Source organism: Bifidobacterium breve DSM 20213 = JCM 1192, from assembly GCF_001025175.1.
In the GTDB taxonomy this organism is placed as follows: Bacteria; Actinomycetota; Actinomycetes; order Actinomycetales; family Bifidobacteriaceae; genus Bifidobacterium; species Bifidobacterium breve.
In genome coordinates, this window is record NZ_AP012324.1 from 1,636,521 (window position 1) to 1,654,409 (window position 17,889).

18 protein-coding genes and 1 pseudogene are annotated in these 17,889 nt (G+C 58.8%); 11 read left to right on the forward strand and 8 right to left on the reverse strand.

The genetic code is table 11. The annotated features are described in order from the left end of the window. Positions 1-48 precede the first annotated feature (48 nt). Positions 49-1,012 (forward strand): annotated as a pseudogene (locus tag BBBR_RS07165) (universal stress protein). A gap of 151 nt (positions 1,013-1,163) precedes the next feature. Here BBBR_RS07165 and BBBR_RS07170 read toward each other — a convergent pair. From BBBR_RS07170 to BBBR_RS07190, 5 genes are all read right to left on the reverse strand, one after another. Further along, positions 1,164-2,213: a DUF3027 domain-containing protein gene (locus BBBR_RS07170; RefSeq protein ID WP_003830299.1), complete on the reverse strand. Its 1,050-nt coding sequence runs from the start codon at positions 2,211-2,213 to the stop codon at positions 1,164-1,166. Positions 2,214-2,221: 8 nt separating this feature from the next. Next, positions 2,222-2,611 carry a cold-shock protein gene (locus tag BBBR_RS07175; protein WP_003830298.1) on the reverse strand — a complete coding sequence of 130 codons (390 nt, stop codon included), beginning with the start codon at positions 2,609-2,611 and terminating at the stop codon, positions 2,222-2,224. A gap of 93 nt (positions 2,612-2,704) precedes the next feature. Next, entirely contained in the window at positions 2,705-4,663 is a 1,959-nt protein-coding gene (locus BBBR_RS07180) for a sensor histidine kinase (RefSeq protein ID WP_003830297.1), read from the reverse strand. A gap of 43 nt (positions 4,664-4,706) precedes the next feature. After that, positions 4,707-5,438: a response regulator transcription factor gene (locus BBBR_RS07185; protein ID WP_003830296.1), complete on the reverse strand. Its 732-nt coding sequence runs from the start codon at positions 5,436-5,438 to the stop codon at positions 4,707-4,709. Then, positions 5,431-6,126, reverse strand: a complete 696-nt coding sequence (locus tag BBBR_RS07190) for a TPM domain-containing protein (RefSeq protein ID WP_003830295.1) — start codon at positions 6,124-6,126, stop codon at positions 5,431-5,433. Before BBBR_RS07190 ends, BBBR_RS07185 begins: the two co-directional genes overlap by 8 nt. Before the next feature lie 217 nt (positions 6,127-6,343). Here BBBR_RS07190 and BBBR_RS07195 point away from each other — a divergent pair, with 217 nt between their 5' ends. Next, a complete protein-coding gene (locus BBBR_RS07195; RefSeq protein ID WP_003830294.1) occupies positions 6,344-6,634 on the forward strand; it encodes a WXG100 family type VII secretion target in 291 nt (96 codons plus the stop codon). 184 nt (positions 6,635-6,818) lie between these two features. Here BBBR_RS07195 and groL read toward each other — a convergent pair whose 3' ends face one another. The 3 genes from groL to BBBR_RS07210 all read right to left on the reverse strand — a co-directional run bounded on the left by groL (position 6,819) and on the right by BBBR_RS07210 (position 9,802). Further along, entirely contained in the window at positions 6,819-8,444 is a 1,626-nt protein-coding gene (gene groL / locus BBBR_RS07200) for a chaperonin GroEL (protein ID WP_003830293.1), read from the reverse strand. Between the two features lie 238 nt (positions 8,445-8,682). Continuing rightward, positions 8,683-8,922: a cold-shock protein gene (locus BBBR_RS07205; protein ID WP_003830292.1), complete on the reverse strand. Its 240-nt coding sequence runs from the start codon at positions 8,920-8,922 to the stop codon at positions 8,683-8,685. Positions 8,923-9,145: 223 nt separating this feature from the next. Continuing rightward, positions 9,146-9,802 (reverse strand): LytR C-terminal domain-containing protein, encoded by a 657-nt coding sequence (locus BBBR_RS07210; RefSeq protein ID WP_032738315.1) that lies wholly within the window; start codon positions 9,800-9,802, stop codon positions 9,146-9,148. Between the two features lie 116 nt (positions 9,803-9,918). Here BBBR_RS07210 and BBBR_RS07215 point away from each other — a divergent pair, with 116 nt between their 5' ends. The 9 genes from BBBR_RS07215 (at position 9,919) to BBBR_RS07255 (ending at position 17,876) form a co-directional block, all read left to right on the forward strand. Then, positions 9,919-10,608: a uracil-DNA glycosylase gene (locus tag BBBR_RS07215; protein ID WP_003830290.1), complete on the forward strand. Its 690-nt coding sequence runs from the start codon at positions 9,919-9,921 to the stop codon at positions 10,606-10,608. A 38-nt stretch (positions 10,609-10,646) separates the two neighbouring features. After that, positions 10,647-11,726 carry an AAA family ATPase gene (locus BBBR_RS07220; RefSeq protein WP_003830289.1) on the forward strand — a complete coding sequence of 360 codons (1,080 nt, stop codon included), beginning with the start codon at positions 10,647-10,649 and terminating at the stop codon, positions 11,724-11,726. Beyond that, a complete protein-coding gene (locus BBBR_RS07225) occupies positions 11,723-12,667 on the forward strand; it encodes a DUF58 domain-containing protein (RefSeq protein ID WP_003830288.1) in 945 nt (314 codons plus the stop codon). Before BBBR_RS07220 ends, BBBR_RS07225 begins: the two co-directional genes overlap by 4 nt. Next, positions 12,664-13,206: a hypothetical protein gene (locus BBBR_RS07230; RefSeq protein ID WP_003830287.1), complete on the forward strand. Its 543-nt coding sequence runs from the start codon at positions 12,664-12,666 to the stop codon at positions 13,204-13,206. Before BBBR_RS07225 ends, BBBR_RS07230 begins: the two co-directional genes overlap by 4 nt. Beyond that, on the forward strand, positions 13,203-14,261 hold the full coding sequence (locus tag BBBR_RS07235; protein WP_003830286.1) for a vWA domain-containing protein: 1,059 nt from the start codon (positions 13,203-13,205) through the stop codon (positions 14,259-14,261). The genes BBBR_RS07230 and BBBR_RS07235 overlap by 4 nt, the downstream gene beginning before the upstream one ends. After that, entirely contained in the window at positions 14,258-15,295 is a 1,038-nt protein-coding gene (locus BBBR_RS07240; protein WP_015439040.1) for a vWA domain-containing protein, read from the forward strand. Before BBBR_RS07235 ends, BBBR_RS07240 begins: the two co-directional genes overlap by 4 nt. Beyond that, complete coding sequence (locus BBBR_RS07245; protein WP_003830284.1) at positions 15,292-15,864, forward strand: DUF6466 family protein; 573 nt, start codon at positions 15,292-15,294, stop codon at positions 15,862-15,864. Before BBBR_RS07240 ends, BBBR_RS07245 begins: the two co-directional genes overlap by 4 nt. Before the next feature lie 126 nt (positions 15,865-15,990). Beyond that, entirely contained in the window at positions 15,991-16,299 is a 309-nt protein-coding gene (locus tag BBBR_RS10950; RefSeq protein ID WP_003830283.1) for a hypothetical protein, read from the forward strand. Further along, entirely contained in the window at positions 16,296-17,876 is a 1,581-nt protein-coding gene (locus tag BBBR_RS07255; protein WP_003830282.1) for an alpha/beta fold hydrolase, read from the forward strand. The genes BBBR_RS10950 and BBBR_RS07255 overlap by 4 nt, the downstream gene beginning before the upstream one ends. Positions 17,877-17,889: the final 13 nt, after the last annotated feature.

Below are 17,889 nucleotides of genomic sequence, written 5' to 3' on the forward strand. Positions count from 1 at the left end.
ATGCTGGTGCATAGATTCATCCTGTGATCGATGGAAGGGAGGCTCACCATGAGCGAAACAACAACCAAGGCCGACATCGTTGTTGGCGTGGATGGTTCCGACGAGTCCTTTGCCGCATTGAAATGGGCGCTGAAGGAGGCCTCACTGACCGGACAGCATGTCAATGCCGTGTTCGGCTGGACCCATTCGTGGGATATGGGTTCCGAACCGGACAGCGATGAAGCCTGGGCCAAGGTTCGTCACGACATCGCCAACGAGCTGAAGTCGTGGGTGGAGAAGGCCGCAGCCGGCATTGATTTTGATCCCGCGAATCTGAAGCTCACCTCGGTCAAGGCCACCGGCACCACCGCTTTGCTGCAGATCGGCAAGGATTCCCAGCAGATTGTGGTCGGACGCCGATCCTTAGGCCGTGTGGCACGCTGGTTCATGGGATCGCTGTCCGCATCGCTGGCGGAAACGGCCGAGGTCCCGGTCACGGTGGTGCGCGTCTCCGACAGTGAGGACGAAACGGTGACCGATGCCATCGCCAACGCGCTGACGCCGGACGACCAGACCGTGCATTTCGCCCAGCCCAAACCGGCTATCGAAGAGCACAGCCGCCCAGTGGTGGTGGGCGTGGATGGATCACAAGCTTCACGCCGTGCTTTCGAGTTTGCCCTCGATGACGCACAGCTGCATGGCGCGCCTCTGAATGTGATGTTCTGCTGGCAGTTGCGCGATCTGGGCGTTATCCCGGGCTATGAAAATGCCGTGGCACCGGTTGAAGCCGGGCAGCAGCGCGCCAGCAATACTTGCCAAGATGATGTCCGAGGTTGACATTCCTGAAGGAATCAAAGTCAGCACGAACGCTTTCCACATTCCTGCATCCAAGGGTCTGATTGCGGCTTCTCGGTATGCCCGTCATCTGGTAGTGGGTTCACGTGGCCTCTCCGGTCTCGATGCTCATTTCCTAGGTTCGGTGTCTCGCCAGATTGTGAACTTTGCCGAGTGCAACGTCACCGTCGTGCACTAATCGACCAACCAGCGGTTATCCAAAAAATCATCTCGAGAATTCTTTGCACTGACAGTTGCTCAATGCAAAGAATTCTCGTACAAAAGGCTTATTTCGAGAATTCCTTGCACTGGCAAAGCAGGTAAGACCTCCACAGTTGATTGCAGTCGACTTACTTCTCGTCATCCTCTTCCGAATCGGACTTAGTCTGACGGAGTTTTTCGATCAAATCCACCACGGCTTCAAGTCCGGAAGTCACCTCTTCAGCGGTGTCCGCGGTCTCCGGTTCGTCGTCAACATCATCCTCGTCCTCACCATCATCAACGGTGTTTTCAAGGATGTCCTCTTCGGTGGCTTCGTCCGTGTCGGGGGCGGGGCTTTCGGTGGAGATCAGTTGCTCGTCATCCGCCTCAGGCTTGTCGCTTTCATCCGCCTCATCATCAAGTTCTGCAGGCTCCTGCTTGCGAGGCCGGTGGGCCACCACATCGATGTGCAGGTCATCAAAAGCGGGATTGGCCTGCACCCACAGACGGCTTGGCTCCGGAGGTTCAATCTCGGAATGCTCGCCGCAGCCATGGTCCAGTGAGACCACACGGCCATCATCCGGGCTCCACTTGTTCGCGCATACGCCGAACAAACGGTCGAGCTCGCCCTTAAGCGGCACGAAGAAGCCACAGGTGGAACACAGATTGCCTTCGGCCGTCTTGGTGCTCAGCGCCTTTGGCCCACGAGGACCTTCGTACCAGCGCTTGGCAGCCTGTGCGCGGCCCAATGAGCTCAATACATGGCGACGGGTGAGACGAAACACCTCCACTGCGTCATTAACATCCTGCAGGGATGATTCCTGGACCTCGCCATCTTCGATACGCTCGTCATCCGGATTGGTGCCGATGGAATCGGTGGGAGACAGGTCGGTGGGCTCAAGACGGTCTTTCCACGGAATCCACTTGGGCGGCATCAGCGCGTCTTCGGTCGGAATCAGGGAGGACTCGTTCACCGTCCACGAATCCAATTCCTCATCGTGATACAGCGTTACCGACCACTGCCATCCCTCGTATCCGCGAATGTTCGCGACGAAACGAAAATCGGTGACATGATCTTCAAGCTCATTGGCGACGACAAAGTCACCCACCTGATCAGGCTCGTCGGCCACTTCAAGCAGCACGGCCCGTGCAATGGCATGAGGATCCGGTGTCACGGCGGTTTCGATGGTGTCAGTCATGGGTCACATCAGTCCTGCACGTCGAATTGATCCGCCACGGCACGCAGCAGCGTGGCCAGCTTCTTGCTTTCGGCGGCGGAAGGGTAGCGATGGCGACGCAACGTGTTGCCGGCAGCGTCGAGCATCTTGATGAGGTCCTCGCAGATGGCGGCCATATCATCCGCCTTAGGACGAGTGGCCTTGACCAAGCTGGGGCTGGAGGCGATCAGCTTCACATCCATGGCCTGCGGGCCACGCCGACCGTCCACCACGGAATACTCCACCTTGGCCCCTTTGCGCAGCGTATTGACGCCAGTAGGCAGGGCCTGAGCCGGCAGGAACACGTCCTTGCCTTCCTCACTGGTGATGAAGCCATATCCTTTGGCTGCGTCAAACCAACGAACTCGACCGGTGGGCATTGCGAACCTTCCTTCAATCCTCAACAGTAATAATGAACTGAAGGAATAGTGTACCTCACAGGTCTTGACCACACATCATGAGGCTGAGTCGTCTCACGATTTACGCTCACCGCCGAACCACGAGGACTTCTGCTTGGCTTCCTTGGTTTTGCCTGCGGTCTGTGCGGATTGGGCGGCGGGCATCTGCTCGATGGGCAGCACCACGGTGAAGGTCAGGCCTCCCCCATCGGTGGCCGTGGCACAGATAAAGCCATGATGGGCCTTGACCACAGACTGCGCGATGGCCATGCCCAGACCGGTGCCTCCCTTTTCACGGGCACGCGATGGGTCAGCCGTATAGAATCGTTCGAATATCTTTGGTCGGGATTCGTCCGGCACGCCAGGTCCATGATCCACAAATCGGAGCACGGCATACCGGTACCCAGTGCTCATCGATGCGCCTACTTCGGCGGCCTCTACGAAGCGGCGCATTGACGTGTCGGTAGCCGGTAAACCGGAAAGCTGCTTCGGGTCAATAGCCGCCGGCATCACGCCAAGAGCAATCTCCGCGGATGAATCAATCGGCGTGTATCGGTGAATATTGCCCACGATATTGGTCACCACCTGACGCAAACGCGAGGCATCGCCAGGCAGGGTGATGGTCGGCCAGTCACCCTCAGTAAGGCTCAACGACGCCGGATGGTTCAGGTCACGGGCGGGCTCAAGCCCAATCAGCATACGGCCGATGGCACGGTCCGGATCGAGGGCGTGCAAATCATCAACGGCATCGGTAACTAGCGAGGAGAGTTTCACCGTGCCGGTCACATCGATGCCACGGCCCTCATCAAGCCGGGCCAGAGACAGCAAATCTTCGACAAGCACGGTCATACGCTGACTGGAACGTTCGATGTGTTCGATGGATTCATCGGCACGATCCAACGCCCCAGGCATATCGCGTTGCATCTTATACAGTTCCGCATAACCATGGATGGCGGCAAGCGGCGTGCGCAGCTCGTGACTGGCGTCGGAGACGAACCGCTTCATCTTGTCGGTGGTCTCTTCCTGCTCGTGGAAGCTGAGCTCTATTCGAGTCAGCATCGTGTTCAACGAAGCGGCCAGAGAGCCGACTTCCGTGTTCTCGGGAGCGGAAGGAATACGCTGGCTCAAATCACCGGCGGCAATCTTCGCGGCGGTTTTTTCCATGCGCTTCAGCGGGGTCATCGTGTGCTGGATGATCAATGTGGCCAGAGAACCACCAAGCAGCACCACGGCAATGCCGACCACGACGCAGTAACGGGAAAGCGTGCTGACGATGTCGATCTGATCGGACAAGGACAGGCCGATATACACCACGGCCCTCTCCTTGCCGTTTTCCGTGAACGTCATCGGCAGAATGCGCCACGGCGAACGCGCGGTACTCACCGCAGCATGATTGGCATTGGAGGAAGGATTGGACAGAATCGTGGTGACGGAATTCGAGGAGTTCGGAGCGCTCTTGGAACCCGAATTGCCGGCATCGTTGCCCGCGTCGTCTTGCGTGTTCGGATCGGTCTGCGGCTTGGTCGTATTGTTGGAATCCGAAGAATTGTTCTGTACCTGGACAACCTGCTTGACCACAGCCTGCGTGGTGAATGGCTGACCGAACGTGATGTCTGAGGTATCGCCGTCGGTGGGCAGCACCGGCACGGAGACGATGCCGTCCTGCAGCTGAGGCATCAGCGGCGTGACCACCAGCGGGTTACCCTCATTATCCAACGTGCCGTCGGTGTATTGAATCTGCAGAAAGTACGAGTTTGGCCCGGCATTGTCGTTTTTGGCAAGCGTCACGATATTCTCGAACACCATCTGGCTCTGCGATTTGAGCTGGTTGTCGGTTTTGCTCAACATATAGTTGCTCACCAACGCGCGGATGGAGAAGGAAATCACTGACACCCCGATCAGCAGCACGGCAATGGTGCAGGCCACAAGCTTGCTGCTCAGGGAGATACGGTCAAAATGGCCGAAGAACATGTTCTTCTTGCGATTGTGATGTTCTTTCATGCGTGCGACCGCCTCCGGGGCGGACGCAGGCATATTGGGCCGTGGCGACTTATCGGGCTCACTCATGATGGCTGGATTAGTTCTTCGGTTCGCGAATCATATAACCGATGCCGCGTTTGGTCTCGATCAGCGGCGTCACCTTGCGCTTGCCGCCTTCGCCATCGTCGACCTCGATGCCATCGACCTTCTTGCGCAGATACGAGATATACGATTCGACGATTGCGGCGTCACCGCCCCAGTCGTACTGCCAGACATGGTCTAGGATCTGCGCCTTGGACAGCACGCGGCCTTCATTGTCCATCAGGTAGCGCAGCAACTTGTATTCCGTGGGGCTTAAATCGATGGGCTGCCCGGCTCGCGATACATCATGCGAGTCCTCGTTAATCTCCAAGTCGGCCACACGAATAATCGGATCATCCTCAACCTGTTCGCGGGTGCGACGCAGAATCGCGCGGATACGGGCCACAACCTCCTCGAGGCTGAATGGCTTGGTCACGTAGTCGTCGCCGCCAACGGTAAGGCCCATGATCTTGTCCTGCGTGTCATCGCGTGCGGTCAGAAACAGTACGGGTGCGTCGATGCCCTCCTGACGGATGCGACGGGTTACGGTGAAGCCGTCAATGTCAGGCAGCATTACATCCAGCACGATGAGGTCGGGCTGTACCTTTTCGATGACTTCGATGGCTTCAGAACCGGAGGCCGCGGTGTTCACCTCGAATCCGGCAAAATGCAGCGAGGCGACGAGCAGTTCGCGGATGGAAGGTTCGTCATCAACAACAACAATCGATGCTTCAATAGGCTTACTCACGTACTCCAGATTGGTCTACTTCACTGGACGTTTCCTGAATGTCCTCTTGGAGTTCGTCCGCAGATTCCTGCCCGTCTTCGGAAGCCTGCTCGATTTCGGCTTCGGAATCCTTCTTGACTTCACGGCGACGGCGAACTATCACCATCACCACAACGAGAACGACCAAGGCGGCCAAAGCCACGCCCATGGCGATCACGCCAATCGTCACCGTGGAGGATGAGGTGGATGTCTTCTTGGATTTGGCGATCTGACCCATCATCGCCGTGGCTGCCCCGGACCAATTCGGTGTGCTTTCCATCAGCTGCTGCTGCGCGGCTTCGGATAGCGCATCGACGGTTTTCTGTTGCTTGAGCCATTCGTCGGAATTGGAGGATACCGCCACCACGAGATTGCCATCGTTGGCGGCGACGGCGAGCAACACGGTGTTTGCCTTCGGCTTAGTGGACTCCAGCACCGTGCTCGCCCATTTCTGCGGTGTCTGCTCACTGTTAAAGCTGGACAGATACAGCAGGTGCACATGCACGCCGGTTTCCTTCTCCGTCTTGGCTATGGCATCCGAGACCTCGGTGGCATGTGAGCCGAGCAGATTCTCCGTATCGGTGATGTTGTCGGTTATGGTCACGCTGCTGTTCGCGTCGGTACCCGTGCTGCTGGAATCATCCGCATACGCGTCCGCAGTTATCCACATCGATCCCAATACAGTCGCAACAACCACGGCAATGGCGCAAACAAGCCGTTGGAAGGCCTTTGCGCTTCCGGAAAAACGGCCCCGTACCGAAGCTGGAACCACAATGGTCGTTTTTCCATCTGTCCAATGCAAATCTGTCATATTCTCCACCTTAGCGACCGGTATTGGCAATAACGGTCGTCATATCAGCACTCATTGTTTTAGGAAAGGAGCAACAATGCCCCAATATCAAGTGGATTCAGAACAAATCCAAGCCTCTTCGGCCGCGGTGAACAGCTCGATTGCACAAATCAGGCAAGCCGTGGGTGGTATGTATACCAATCTCAACGCCCTGCAGAACGTATGGCGAGGTTCGGCGGCCACCCAATTCACCACCGTGGCGGCTCAATGGCGAGCGGCACAGCAACAAATGGAGGCTTCCTTGGAGTCCATTCAACGTGCGCTGGCCCAAGCCTCCAACGTCTATGCAGACGCGGAGACGCAGGCATCCCGTTTGTTTGCAGGCTAAGCGTCATCATAGGCCCGCGAAGCGGGTGGGGATGATCCTCTACGCATGCTTCGTGTAACCACCCCCAGTCAGCTGCGCTGACAGCCCCCGCCATCGGGGGCTAGTGCGCACAAGATAGCAAGAAGGGGAACTCCTTGTAGGAGTTCCCCTTCTCTTTGCCAGCTAGCAACTAGTCGCGTGCGAATCAGTAGCCCATGTCGGCACCGGCGGCCGGGGCAGCGGCCTTCGGCTCCGGCTTGTTGGCGACGACGGCCTCGGTGGTCAGGAACAGACCAGCAATGGAGGCGGCGTTCTGCAGAGCGGAACGGGTCACCTTGACCGGGTCAGTCACACCGGCGGCCAGCAGGTCCTCGTAGGTGTCGGTGGCGGCGTTGAAGCCTTCGCCATCGGGCAGAGAACGAACCTTGTTGATCACCACGTCGCCGGACACGCCAGCGTTCTCGGCAATCTGCTTGATCGGGGCTTCGATGGCGCGGAACACGATGGCGGCACCGGTAGCCTCTTCGCCGGTCAGGGAGGTGACGGCCTCAGCCTTCTCGGCCTTGGCAGCAGCCTGAACGAGGGCCACGCCACCGCCGGGCAGCAGGCCTTCCTCAATGGCGGCCTTGGCGTTACGCACGGCATCTTCGATGCGGTGCTTGCGCTCCTTGGCCTCGACCTCGGTGGCAGCGCCGACCTTGATGACAGCCACGCCGCCGGCCAGCTTGGCCAGACGCTCCTGCAGCTTCTCACGGTCGTAATCGGAGTCGGTGTTCTCAATCTCGGCGCGGATCTGAGCCACGCGAGCGTCGATGTCTTCCTTGGAGCCAGCGCCCTGAACAATGGTGGTCTCGTCCTTGGAGACGATGACCTTCTTGGCGTGGCCGAGCACGGAGGTGTCGACGGATTCGAGCTTCAGGCCCAGCTCATCGGAGACGACCTGAGCACCGGTCAGGATGGCCATATCCTGCAGCATGGCCTTGCGGCGGTCACCGAAGCCCGGAGCCTTGACAGCGCAGGACTTGAAGGTACCACGAATGTTGTTCAGAATCAGGGTCGGCAGAGCCTCGCCGTCAACATCCTCAGCGATGATCAGCAGCGGCTTGCCGGTCTTCATGACCAGCTCGGCCACGTGCACGATGTCCTGCTGGGAGGAGACCTTGCCGGAGGTCAACAGAATGTACGGATCCTCGAGCACGGCGGTCTGGTCGTCAGCGTTGGTGACGAAGTACGGGGCAATGTAGCCCTTGTCGAAACGCATGCCCTCGGTGAAGTCGAGGTCCAGACCGAAGCGGTTGTTATCTTCAACGGTCACAACGCCATCCTGGCCGACCTTGTCCAGAGCCTCAGCGATCTTCTCGCCGACCTCGGGGTCAGCAGCGGAGATGGTGGCGGTAGCAGCAATCTGGTCCTTGGTCTCAACGTCCTTGGCGGCAACGACGAGCTCCTTGACGATGACCTCGGTGGCCTTCTCAATGCCGCGACGCAGCGCGATCGGGTTGGAACCGGCGACCACGTTCTTCAGACCCTCGTGAACCAGGGACTGGGCGAGCACGGTTGCGGTGGTGGTACCGTCGCCGGCGACGTCGTCGGTCTTCTTGGCGACTTCCTTGACCAGCTCGGCGCCGATGCGCTCGTACGGATCCTCAAGGTCGATTTCCTTGGCAATGGACACGCCATCGTTGGTGATGGTCGGAGCGCCGTAGGTCTTGTCGAGCACGACATTGCGGCCCTTCGGACCCAGGGTGACCTTGACGGTGTTGGCGAGCTTGTCGAGGCCCTCCAGCATGCCCTGACGGGCTTCCTCATCATAAGAAATGATCTTTGCCATGGTTGTGTTGTTCCTCCAAATGGCTAGGTATACCAGTTATCACTCGCAAGCGCCGATCCGTGGCAACCAGCCGTCAGCTGCCGGTTATCACTCTCGATCTCCGAGTGCTAACTGAGACATTAGCACTCGCCCTTGCCGAGTGCCAACATGACTATCGGCGATTGCGCTTTGGGCATGAAAAAGCCCCGACCATTACAACGGTCAGGGCCTTGAAGTACGCGTTTCCTTGCGCGCTTGCTCATTCAGAGCGGGCTTCACCGGAGGACAGCTTGACGACTTCCTTCGCCTGCGTGCCCTTGCCGGACGGGGCGGGCGTATACTCCACGCGATCACCCTCGTACAGCATCTTGAATTTATTGGTGCTGCCGTCGTCCTTGATTTCCGCGTAGTGCACGAAAACATCCTCGCCGCCGTCGTCCGGCTGGATGAACCCGAACCCCTTCTTGGCAAGGAAGAACTTCACGGTGCCTTGTGCCATATCTGATCTTTCCTTCGTTCCCTTAGGCGTCGCGACACAAACCTATAGGGAACGTAGAAAGAACCGCATCGCGCTCCCCCTACCTCGCGACTAGTGCACGATTGTACCGTGACGAGGGAACAATACAAACCGAAACAGTAACTATTTGCTCAAGTTTCTCCTATGAAAGTGGCCACCATCACATTACTGATGGTGGCCACGGAGAAAAAGGTACTGTGAATGCCTAGTTCAGCAGCACGACGGTGATGGGAGCGGCAAGCCCCTGAACCTGTTCAACGGCACTGATGCCAAGTGTCGAAGCCACATCTTCGGCGGTGGCCTTGTCCGCTTCATTCTGGTACCACACCACGGTGGAGGTCGGCACCGATCCGGTCGGATTCGCGGCTTCCACGCTGGTATAACCAGCGGTCTGCAACACATCGGCCTTCTGGCCCGCGTATCCGCTGATACCGGTGGCATTAATCACCCGCACTTGGGTGGCCTTGTTCACAGTTGCTGCGGCCTGATCCTGCTGGGCGCTCTGATCGGCATTATCGGTAGCGGCGGAATCGGATTGAGCATTCGAGGAATCAGTATTCTCGGACTTGGTATCAGAAGAGTCGGTGGAATCGGACTTGGCGTCGGACGAGTCCTTCTTTTCTGTACCGGAAGTCTGAGCGGTCTGCGAGGAAGTATTCAAATTCAGGATGTTCTTGTACTCTCCGGTAACCCAGGCCCATGCACCGAAACCGCACAGCGCCGCTACGAGAATCACGATGACGAACGGTGCGATACGCGAAATAACCGAACGGGAACCGCGGTGGACGCCCACCGGCCCCTTGGGGGGATTATCGAAGACGTCCTGCTCGTACGATTCGTAGGTCACCTTGTCGCGCGCCATAAAGCCGCCCTCCTTTATACACAAACTACCCACGAGTGTAACCGCCACACGGGAAATGAGCCACCTCGCCACAACCCCATGCACCGTATATGCACGTTTGACTACAGTAATGAACCATGATCAAACCATTGAGAGAACTGGTAGAGCCCGGATGGGCAAACGCACTGGCCGATGTCGAGCCGACCATCCACCGCATGGGCGATTTTCTCCGGGAGGAGAACGCCGCAGGCAGACCCTGGCTGCCGGCCAGCCACAATATTCTCAGGGCCTTTACCATTCCGTTTGATTCGATCAAGGTACTGATCGTGGGCCAAGACCCCTACCCCACTCCCGGGCATCCGGTGGGACTGAGCTTCTGCGTGGCACAGGAGGTACGACCACTGCCGAAGAGCCTGATTAATATCTATAAGGAACTGGTCGACGATCTAGGCGTGCCGATGCCCCCGAACGGAGACCTGACAGCATGGACCGAGCGCGGGGTCATGTTGCTGAACAGGTGCTTGACCGTGGGAGTCGGACGCCCCAACTCCCATCAGGGCAAAGGCTGGGAAGAAGTCACCGAAGCCGCTATCCGAGCATTAAACGCACGCGTGGACGGCAACGGCAAACCGAAGCCCTTGGTGGCTATTCTATGGGGACGCAACGCGCAGAGTCTGGAACCGCTGCTCACCAACGCCTTTATTATTAAGTCACCTCATCCGAGCCCGCTTTCCGCATCCCGAGGTTTCTTCGGCTCCAAACCTTTCTCTCGAGCTAATCAGGCCCTTATCAACATGGGTGCCGAGCCCGTGGATTGGAGTCTGTAATCCCTCCGCCGTCAGCGTGAGCCGTTAGAGTGGTGGGCATGACTTTGTTCCCTACGCAACCGAACATGCCTCCGAAGCCGGCCGCCGCGCGTCCAGCAGCCGTTCCCACGCCCAGTGCGGCGGCGCCGCTCGGCGCCGATGATGCCAAGCGCGCACGCGCCTTGGCAGACAGCATCCGCGCACGCTTTGCCCAAACGCTGGTCGGACAAGACAATCTTCGTGAGTCGTTGATCGTGACGCTGGTGGCGGGCGGCCATATTCTTATCGAATCCGTGCCCGGCCTGGCTAAGACCACCGCGGCACAGACGCTTGCCACATGCGTATCCGGCTCGTTCAAGCGCGTACAGTGCACGCCGGATCTTATGCCTTCCGATCTGGTGGGCACTCAGGTATTCGATTTTGCCTCGCAGAAATTCACCACACAGATCGGCCCCATTCACGCCAATTTTGTGCTGTTGGACGAAATCAACCGCTCCAACGCCAAGACCCAATCCGCCATGCTTGAGGCGATGGCGGAAGGCACGACCACTATTGGCGGCCAGCGCATAGCCCTGCCCAAGCCGTTCATGGTCATCGCCACCGAGAACCCCATCGAGGAAGAAGGCACGTTCAACCTGCCCGAAGCCCAGATGGACCGCTTTATGATGAAGGCCGTCATGACCTATCCCACTGCGGATCAGGAAGCGCGCATGCTGGCCATGCTCACCCGCCGCGGTTCCGACATGATCGGACCGGGCAGCATCACCGGCGAGCGCATCACCGTTGCCGACGTGGACTTCCTGCGTACGGCCGCACGCCGCGTGCATGTCTCCGACGCCATCATGCGTTATGCAGTCGATATCGCCGCCACCTCACGAGGGGCCGGTTCCAGGCCGATCAAGGGATTGTCGTCCCTGGTTCGTCTGGGTGCCTCCCCGCGTGCCACCATCGCTTTGATTCGCATCGGTCAGGCCAAGGCATTGTTGTCTGGCCGTGACTACGTGGTGCCGGAAGACATCAAGGCCTTTGCCCACGAAGTGCTGCGCCACCGTATCATGCTCACCTTCGAGGCATTGGCTGATGGTGTGGTCAGCGATCAGATCGTAGACAAGATCGTCGAAACGGTTCCCGTTCCGTGAGTTCCGCTTCCGTCCGTAAGAAGATAGAGGCCCTTGGCACCCAGATGAGTCTGCCTACCGTAAGGAAGGCATTGGGTGTGTTGGAGGGCGAACACGCATCCGGCCGCCGTGGCGGCGGTGGTGACGTGATGGATATGCGCGCCTATGAGCCGGGCGACGAGTCTCGTCTGATCGACTGGAAGACCAGTGCTCGTCAGGGTCGCCCTATGGTGGTGCAGCGCGAACGTCTGTCTACCTCCCGTGTCTGGCTGCTCATGGATGTAGGCCGTGAGATGACCGGCATATGCCCTTCCGGAGAACAGGCATACGAGGTGGCCGCCAATGCGTTGCGCATGTTCGCCGCACTGTCGATGCGACGCGCCGATGACATCTCTCTGGTGTTCGGCGACGAGTCAAGCATCACGCGCATTCCATTCAATGGCGGATTCGCGCAGTTTGAACGCACGTTGGATACCGCATTGCGCCGCAACTGGAACCATGGGCGCAATATCGATGCATTGCTGGAATATGCACGCCGCATCAAAGACCACGAAGCCCTCATCGTGTTGGCCACCGACGAGCATGCGATGGCCGAACGACACATCATACAATTCCGTCGCATTGCCCGAACGCATCCGGTGGTGCTAATCGATGTGGCCACCTTAAACCCGTTTTTGCCGGTATCTCACGGTCATCGTGCTCCTCTGGATGGCACGACCGGCCGCCGTGTGCCGGCATTCCTGCGGTCCCGGAAAAGCGCCAATGAGGTTTCCACTCATCGTGAATACATGGCCGCAGCGTTGGAGCAGGAACTGACCCGTGCTGGCTCTCACATGATTCGTGCCACTTCCAGCGAGGCCATGTTCGATCGCTTTGTCACATTGGTCTCCCGCGCACTGGCAAGAACCACGCGCAACCAGCTTGGTTCCGCCCCCGACCTGATGTTGGCAGGTAACCGATGAGCAATACCGTTATTCTCGCCGTTGACCCCAGCGATCTGCAGACGGTTGACGCTTTGACTTTGGCGGGACCATTAACCGCCCTCGTGGCGGTGTGCCTGGTATTGGCCGTGGTATTGGTGATTACGGTCATAGTGATGTCCCGCCCAAGGCGAAACTCCGCAAAAGCCACGCAGCCAAGGGGCGCACATAATGAGGCGGGACCAAAGGCCACATGGCATGCCCGCATCAACGACGTACTGAGCCGTTATGAATCCGGAACGCTCAATCGTGAAGACGCGTTTGTGGAGCTGGCTCTTATCGCCCGTGATTTCGCAGGTGCTTCCAGCGGCAAACGACTGGAGGCCAGCACACTCGCCGATTTGATGCACCTGCCGCGCACACCGGCGAATCGTCAAGGTCTGGATACGTTGCGCCACACCATCGAAGCCCTGTACCCACCTGAATTTGCCGATCCTTCGTTGAACACGCTGGCCAAGAGCGTTACCGTGAAGGAAGCTGCCGGCTGGGTCTCGAATCTGGTGGAAAGGTGGCGATCATGATGTTGTCATGGCAATGGCCTTGGGCCGCTCTTGCCGGCGTTCTGATCGCCGCAGCGATCATCCTGTTGTTCGTCGCATTCTCCCGTCGAGTCAAGCCCGCGGACGAGGCAGTATTTTCGCTGGACGATGATCTCAACACCGAGCATGCGTCACGTCTGTTCCGCCAATGGCGGGCATTGGGACGACTGGCAGTCGTTCTCTTGGTGATCGCGCTGGTGCTGGCCATCGCGTTGGTGGCACGCCCCTCCCAAGTCGATTCCAGCGATGAACGCGCCTCCAGCCGCGACATCGTGCTGTGCCTGGATGTCTCCGGTTCCACACTGCCCTACGACCGCGAAGTCATCGACACCTATCTGGAATTGGTGAAGCATTTTGAGGGTGAGCGCATCGGCATGAGCATCTTCAATTCCACGTCACGTACGGTGTTCCCCCTTACTGACGACTACGAACTGGTCACCGAGCAGCTGACCGCAGCCAGCAAGGCGCTCAAGGGCGTGCAGACACAGGACGACATCGACAAGATGTCAGACGCCCAATATCAGAAAATCGCGGACTGGCTGGAAGGCACGCAGAACCGTAAGGACGCCACCTCGCTTATCGGCGATGGCGTGGTCTCCTGCGCGGCCATGTTGCCCGGCTTCGCCTATGGTGCCGCCAATGAAACGAACGCCAAGCGCCAACGCGCGGCTTCCATCGTGCTGGCCACCGACAATATCGTCTCCGGGCAGGAAACGTATTCCCTCACCGAGGCACTGGACCTGACCGAGCAGACCATGATTACCGTCGATGGCCTGTACTCCGGCCCGAAAACCAGCGAGTCCGATCAGACCACCGCCGACATGAAATCCGCTATCGAAGCTCATGGCGGTGTATTCCTCACCCAATCGGATGGCGCGTCCGTCAATGAATTGGTACGTGATATTCAGTCGCGCAGAGACACCGAGTCCGACAACCAGTCGAAGGCATCCATGACGGACGCCCCCGGACTGTGGGTGCTGGCGCTGGCCGTGATTCTTATTATCTGGATTGCATGCACCTGGAGGCTGAGACGATGAACGGATTCACCTTCTCCCCCGCCTTGGGATGGCCTGTTGGCGGCGCTTTGGCAGCCATCGCATTGGTACTGGCCGTGGTCGAAATCGTGCTTTTCGTTCGCCGCCGTCGCAAAGCCTCCAGCGACGAGACCATTGGCGCCACCATTCGCCGCACATTGATGCTCGTGATTGCGGCAATAATGCTGCTGACCCCCAGCGTGGTGACACCGACCACATCCCGAGCCATCAATGCCACTGATGTGATTGTGGCCGTCGATACCACCGGCTCGATGGCGGTGGAAGATGCCACATACGGCTCCACCGAAGCCATTACGCGTATCGACGCCGCGCGAAAGGCTGTGCACGACATCACGTCAGCCTATCCGAACGCCAGTTTCGCTGCCCTGCGATTCGGTGCCTCGGGCACCTTGGACGTACCGCTTACGCCAGATACTCCGGCCATCAACAATTGGGCGGACACTCTGGCTGTCGAGGCCACCTCCGTCTCCGCCGGATCCAGCCTTGATGCGCCTATCGACCAGTTGCTGCTCACCGCCAAATCAATCCGTGAAGCCCACCCGGACGATGCAATCGTGCTGTATCTCATCACTGATGGAGAGCAGACCTCCAACGTCACCCGCCGCACCTTCTCCTCGCTGCGCCAATATCTCAATGACGGATTCACCGTCGGCGTGGGCTCGACGGAAGGCGGGAAGATTCCGGTCATCGCTGATGGCGTGAGCGCCGCCGACGCGAATGCCGCCGACCAGTGGGTCACCGATCCGGATACCGGTGAAGCCGGCATCTCCAAAATGGACGCGCAGAACCTCAAGGACATCGCCGACGAAATCAGCGGCACCTACGTGCCCGTGAATGCTTCATCGGCCTTGGCTGATCAGGTGTCCGCCAAGGCCTCAAAGCAATGGCGAACCACTGTCACCACCAAAAAACGCACTCGCACCACTGCAGTGGTCTGGCCGCTGGCAATCGCACTGGCAGTGCTGTTGGCGTGGGAATTCGGCGCGTGGATCGCCACATCAAGGAGACTGCTATGAGCACAGGCAAGACTTCTCGAAACGCCCAGCCCCCCTTTGGCGCGCGCATCGCATTGGCCATCGCCGCTGCGGTGCTGGTACTGATTGCCGGTGTGGCCGGGGCTAACCTGTCTGCCACCGTTACGTTCAACCGGGCCACCGCATCGCTGAAGGCCAATATCAAGGCCGCTCAGGACGAGTCCACCGACATGGATACGCTCAACGCCCAACAACAGCAGACCGATGCCCAATTCGCCGAGGCCAACAGCATGCGCGCGGTGCTGCTGCCGCAGATCAAAGATGCCATCGATGCCAATGCCGCAGCCTCCGCACAGCTGACGAAGATCACCTTGCAACAGGTCGAGGCACAGCGCAACGGTACGGATGCCCAGAACAGCACCGATGCACAAAGCTCAAGCACATCGAACGGCAACGCCACCAAGAGCGGGAATCTGACCGATGAGCAGAAAAAGCAGGTGGAGGAGCTGATGAAGGCCAACCAGCAGTCCACCGACACGCAGGCGAATACCGATACTTCCAATCAGAAAGCGGAACAGAACGCGGGCAGCGGCGCTTCCAAACCGTGGTAATGGGTGATGGGTGCGCCATCCATATCATTCATGGTGATTGTGGATAACTGACTGCTTTCGGCAAGCTGGAACCACATAAGTCGTTTCGGCTGGACATGGGCGTCTCCAATCCTTTTAGCTGGGTATATGAACATACCCGGTATCAATCCAACACCAGCAGGTGTCGCCGGCAATTCGGCGGCACCGTTCAATTACGGAGTCTGCCCCTGCCATGCGGCAGTGCAACGCAGCCGTGACCTCGTTGCGACGCAACGAGCCTCCACCATCGCAACGATAGATCGCACTGCGGCCGCTATCGTCTGCTCGAAAGACATCGCGTGGGCCGGACCGGCGTCTGAGGAATTCCGCTCCCGCCTGGACGAATTTCGGTCCAAAGCCGCACTGTTGGCTGACGACATGGAGGCTACCCACCGATTGGTTTGGGGGTCGGCATGACGAACGGAAACCATTACTGGCAGGTGGAAGCCAGCATTTACGGTGGAGCCGGCTACGCGCCAGCCACACGCAAGGAATATGCGGCTATCGCCAAATCACTGGAGAGCGAAGCCGCCGCACTCGAAGCGTGTGCTGCTTCGTGGGATGCGGGAGCCTTGCAATTACAGGCACACCGTTCCAGCGCGCCGATGTGCCCCGCACTATCACCGGGGAACCCTTCGATAGCCTACGCTCACACCTCGCTGCCATATGCGTCTGTGGGAGCACGGTGCACTGAACATGCGGCGATGTGCCGGCAGTTCAGTCAAGATCTTGCCAGCACCGCACAGCTGCTGATTCGCGCGCATTCGCTGTATTCCGATGCCGAGCTGGTTGCTAGACGGGTGTTCAGCGAAACGTTGCAGGCCGCCACCCAGCGGTACCCTCAATACGCGTTGCTCGGCTTGGGAGCCGTAGCCGCCGGTGGTTTTCTGGCCGGATGGGCCATTGATGGCAAACCGAACCCTGTGTGGATGTCTACGGCCACCTATCCGTTCCAGGAGGGAGTATTAAGCGGTTTTGGTGCGATGCTCGGCTTCGTGAGGCCGGGACAGGGCATATTAAGCACCAATGAGGTCAATAAAGGCGCCGGCACCATCGCAGTATTCTCAGGGCCGCTCAAAGATCTCTTCCAAGGGAACCAGCTCACTGTGCAGGAGGTGCACACCGACGCCGAAGTCGTTCAGGCAAGCAGCTCGGTGGCCGAATCAATGGAGAACCTGAGGCGACTGGCGGAGGAGCGGCTCGGAAAAATATCGCTCGACAGCGGTTTGGAATACGGCACCATCGCGATTCAACGATACAAACGCTCCGATGGGACGAATGCCTGGCTCGTTACGATTCCCGGAACCGACGGGCAAGACGATTCCCCGTTTGGTTGGGAACAGAACATAGAGCTGATGAGCGCATATGCCTTACGCCGCAGGAAGGCGGACAGCGCGCGGATGGTCGCCGAAGCAATGCGGCAGGCCGGCATCAAATCGGATGAACCGGTGGCCCTTATCGGTCATTCGCAAGGAGGAATCGCCGCGGCGGCCATCGCCTCGGATTGGGCGGATCAGTACAACATCCAACATGTGGTGACCGCAGGCTCGCCGATAGCGAACCATCCGATTCCGGAACGAACTTGGGTAACCAGCGTGGAAATCGATGACGAACTGGTAGCCGCGTTGGATGGTGCCGCCAATCCGGCCAAGGCCCATTGGCTGACGGTGAGCGGTCATGTCACGCCTGCACCGGCTCCTACGCCAAGCACTGTTGATGCAGATGGCTTCTGCACACCGGGAAGCGTATCCATCGCAGGCCATACCCCATATGATGCGGCACAGGTTTCCGGCGAGCCCACCGGTGGCCGTGAGATCAGCCACTGGCTCAAGTACCATCAGGCCGCTTACCGGAATGCCTCCGACCTTGGCTCCCCCGCCGTGCAACGCCACGAAGCGCACTTCCAGCACGTTATCGACGGGGAGCTCAAGGAGACCCGCTATTACCAAGGTCGCATGTCTCGGGCACAGGCATCAGGCCATGGAGAACGGTAAGCCCTCCATGCGG

Coding starts and splice junctions, on each gene's coding strand:
- BBBR_RS07240 (WP_015439040.1), top strand. CDS start 14,258: ATGAACGGATTCACCTTCTCCCCCGCCTTGGGATGGCCTGTTGGCGGC.
- BBBR_RS07170 (WP_003830299.1), bottom strand. CDS start 2,213: ATGACTGACACCATCGAAACCGCCGTGACACCGGATCCTCATGCCATT.
- BBBR_RS07205 (WP_003830292.1), bottom strand. CDS start 8,922: ATGGCACAAGGCACCGTGAAGTTCTTCCTTGCCAAGAAGGGGTTCGGG.
- BBBR_RS07180 (WP_003830297.1), bottom strand. CDS start 4,663: ATGCCTGCGTCCGCCCCGGAGGCGGTCGCACGCATGAAAGAACATCAC.
- BBBR_RS07210 (WP_032738315.1), bottom strand. CDS start 9,802: ATGGCGCGCGACAAGGTGACCTACGAATCGTACGAGCAGGACGTCTTC.
- BBBR_RS07195 (WP_003830294.1), top strand. CDS start 6,344: ATGCCCCAATATCAAGTGGATTCAGAACAAATCCAAGCCTCTTCGGCC.
- BBBR_RS07245 (WP_003830284.1), top strand. CDS start 15,292: ATGAGCACAGGCAAGACTTCTCGAAACGCCCAGCCCCCCTTTGGCGCG.
- groL (WP_003830293.1), bottom strand. CDS start 8,444: ATGGCAAAGATCATTTCTTATGATGAGGAAGCCCGTCAGGGCATGCTG.
- BBBR_RS07220 (WP_003830289.1), top strand. CDS start 10,647: ATGACTTTGTTCCCTACGCAACCGAACATGCCTCCGAAGCCGGCCGCC.
- BBBR_RS07235 (WP_003830286.1), top strand. CDS start 13,203: ATGATGTTGTCATGGCAATGGCCTTGGGCCGCTCTTGCCGGCGTTCTG.
- BBBR_RS07190 (WP_003830295.1), bottom strand. CDS start 6,126: ATGTGGATAACTGCGGACGCGTATGCGGATGATTCCAGCAGCACGGGT.
- BBBR_RS07230 (WP_003830287.1), top strand. CDS start 12,664: ATGAGCAATACCGTTATTCTCGCCGTTGACCCCAGCGATCTGCAGACG.
- BBBR_RS10950 (WP_003830283.1), top strand. CDS start 15,991: ATGAACATACCCGGTATCAATCCAACACCAGCAGGTGTCGCCGGCAAT.
- BBBR_RS07255 (WP_003830282.1), top strand. CDS start 16,296: ATGACGAACGGAAACCATTACTGGCAGGTGGAAGCCAGCATTTACGGT.
- BBBR_RS07175 (WP_003830298.1), bottom strand. CDS start 2,611: ATGCCCACCGGTCGAGTTCGTTGGTTTGACGCAGCCAAAGGATATGGC.
- BBBR_RS07215 (WP_003830290.1), top strand. CDS start 9,919: ATGATCAAACCATTGAGAGAACTGGTAGAGCCCGGATGGGCAAACGCA.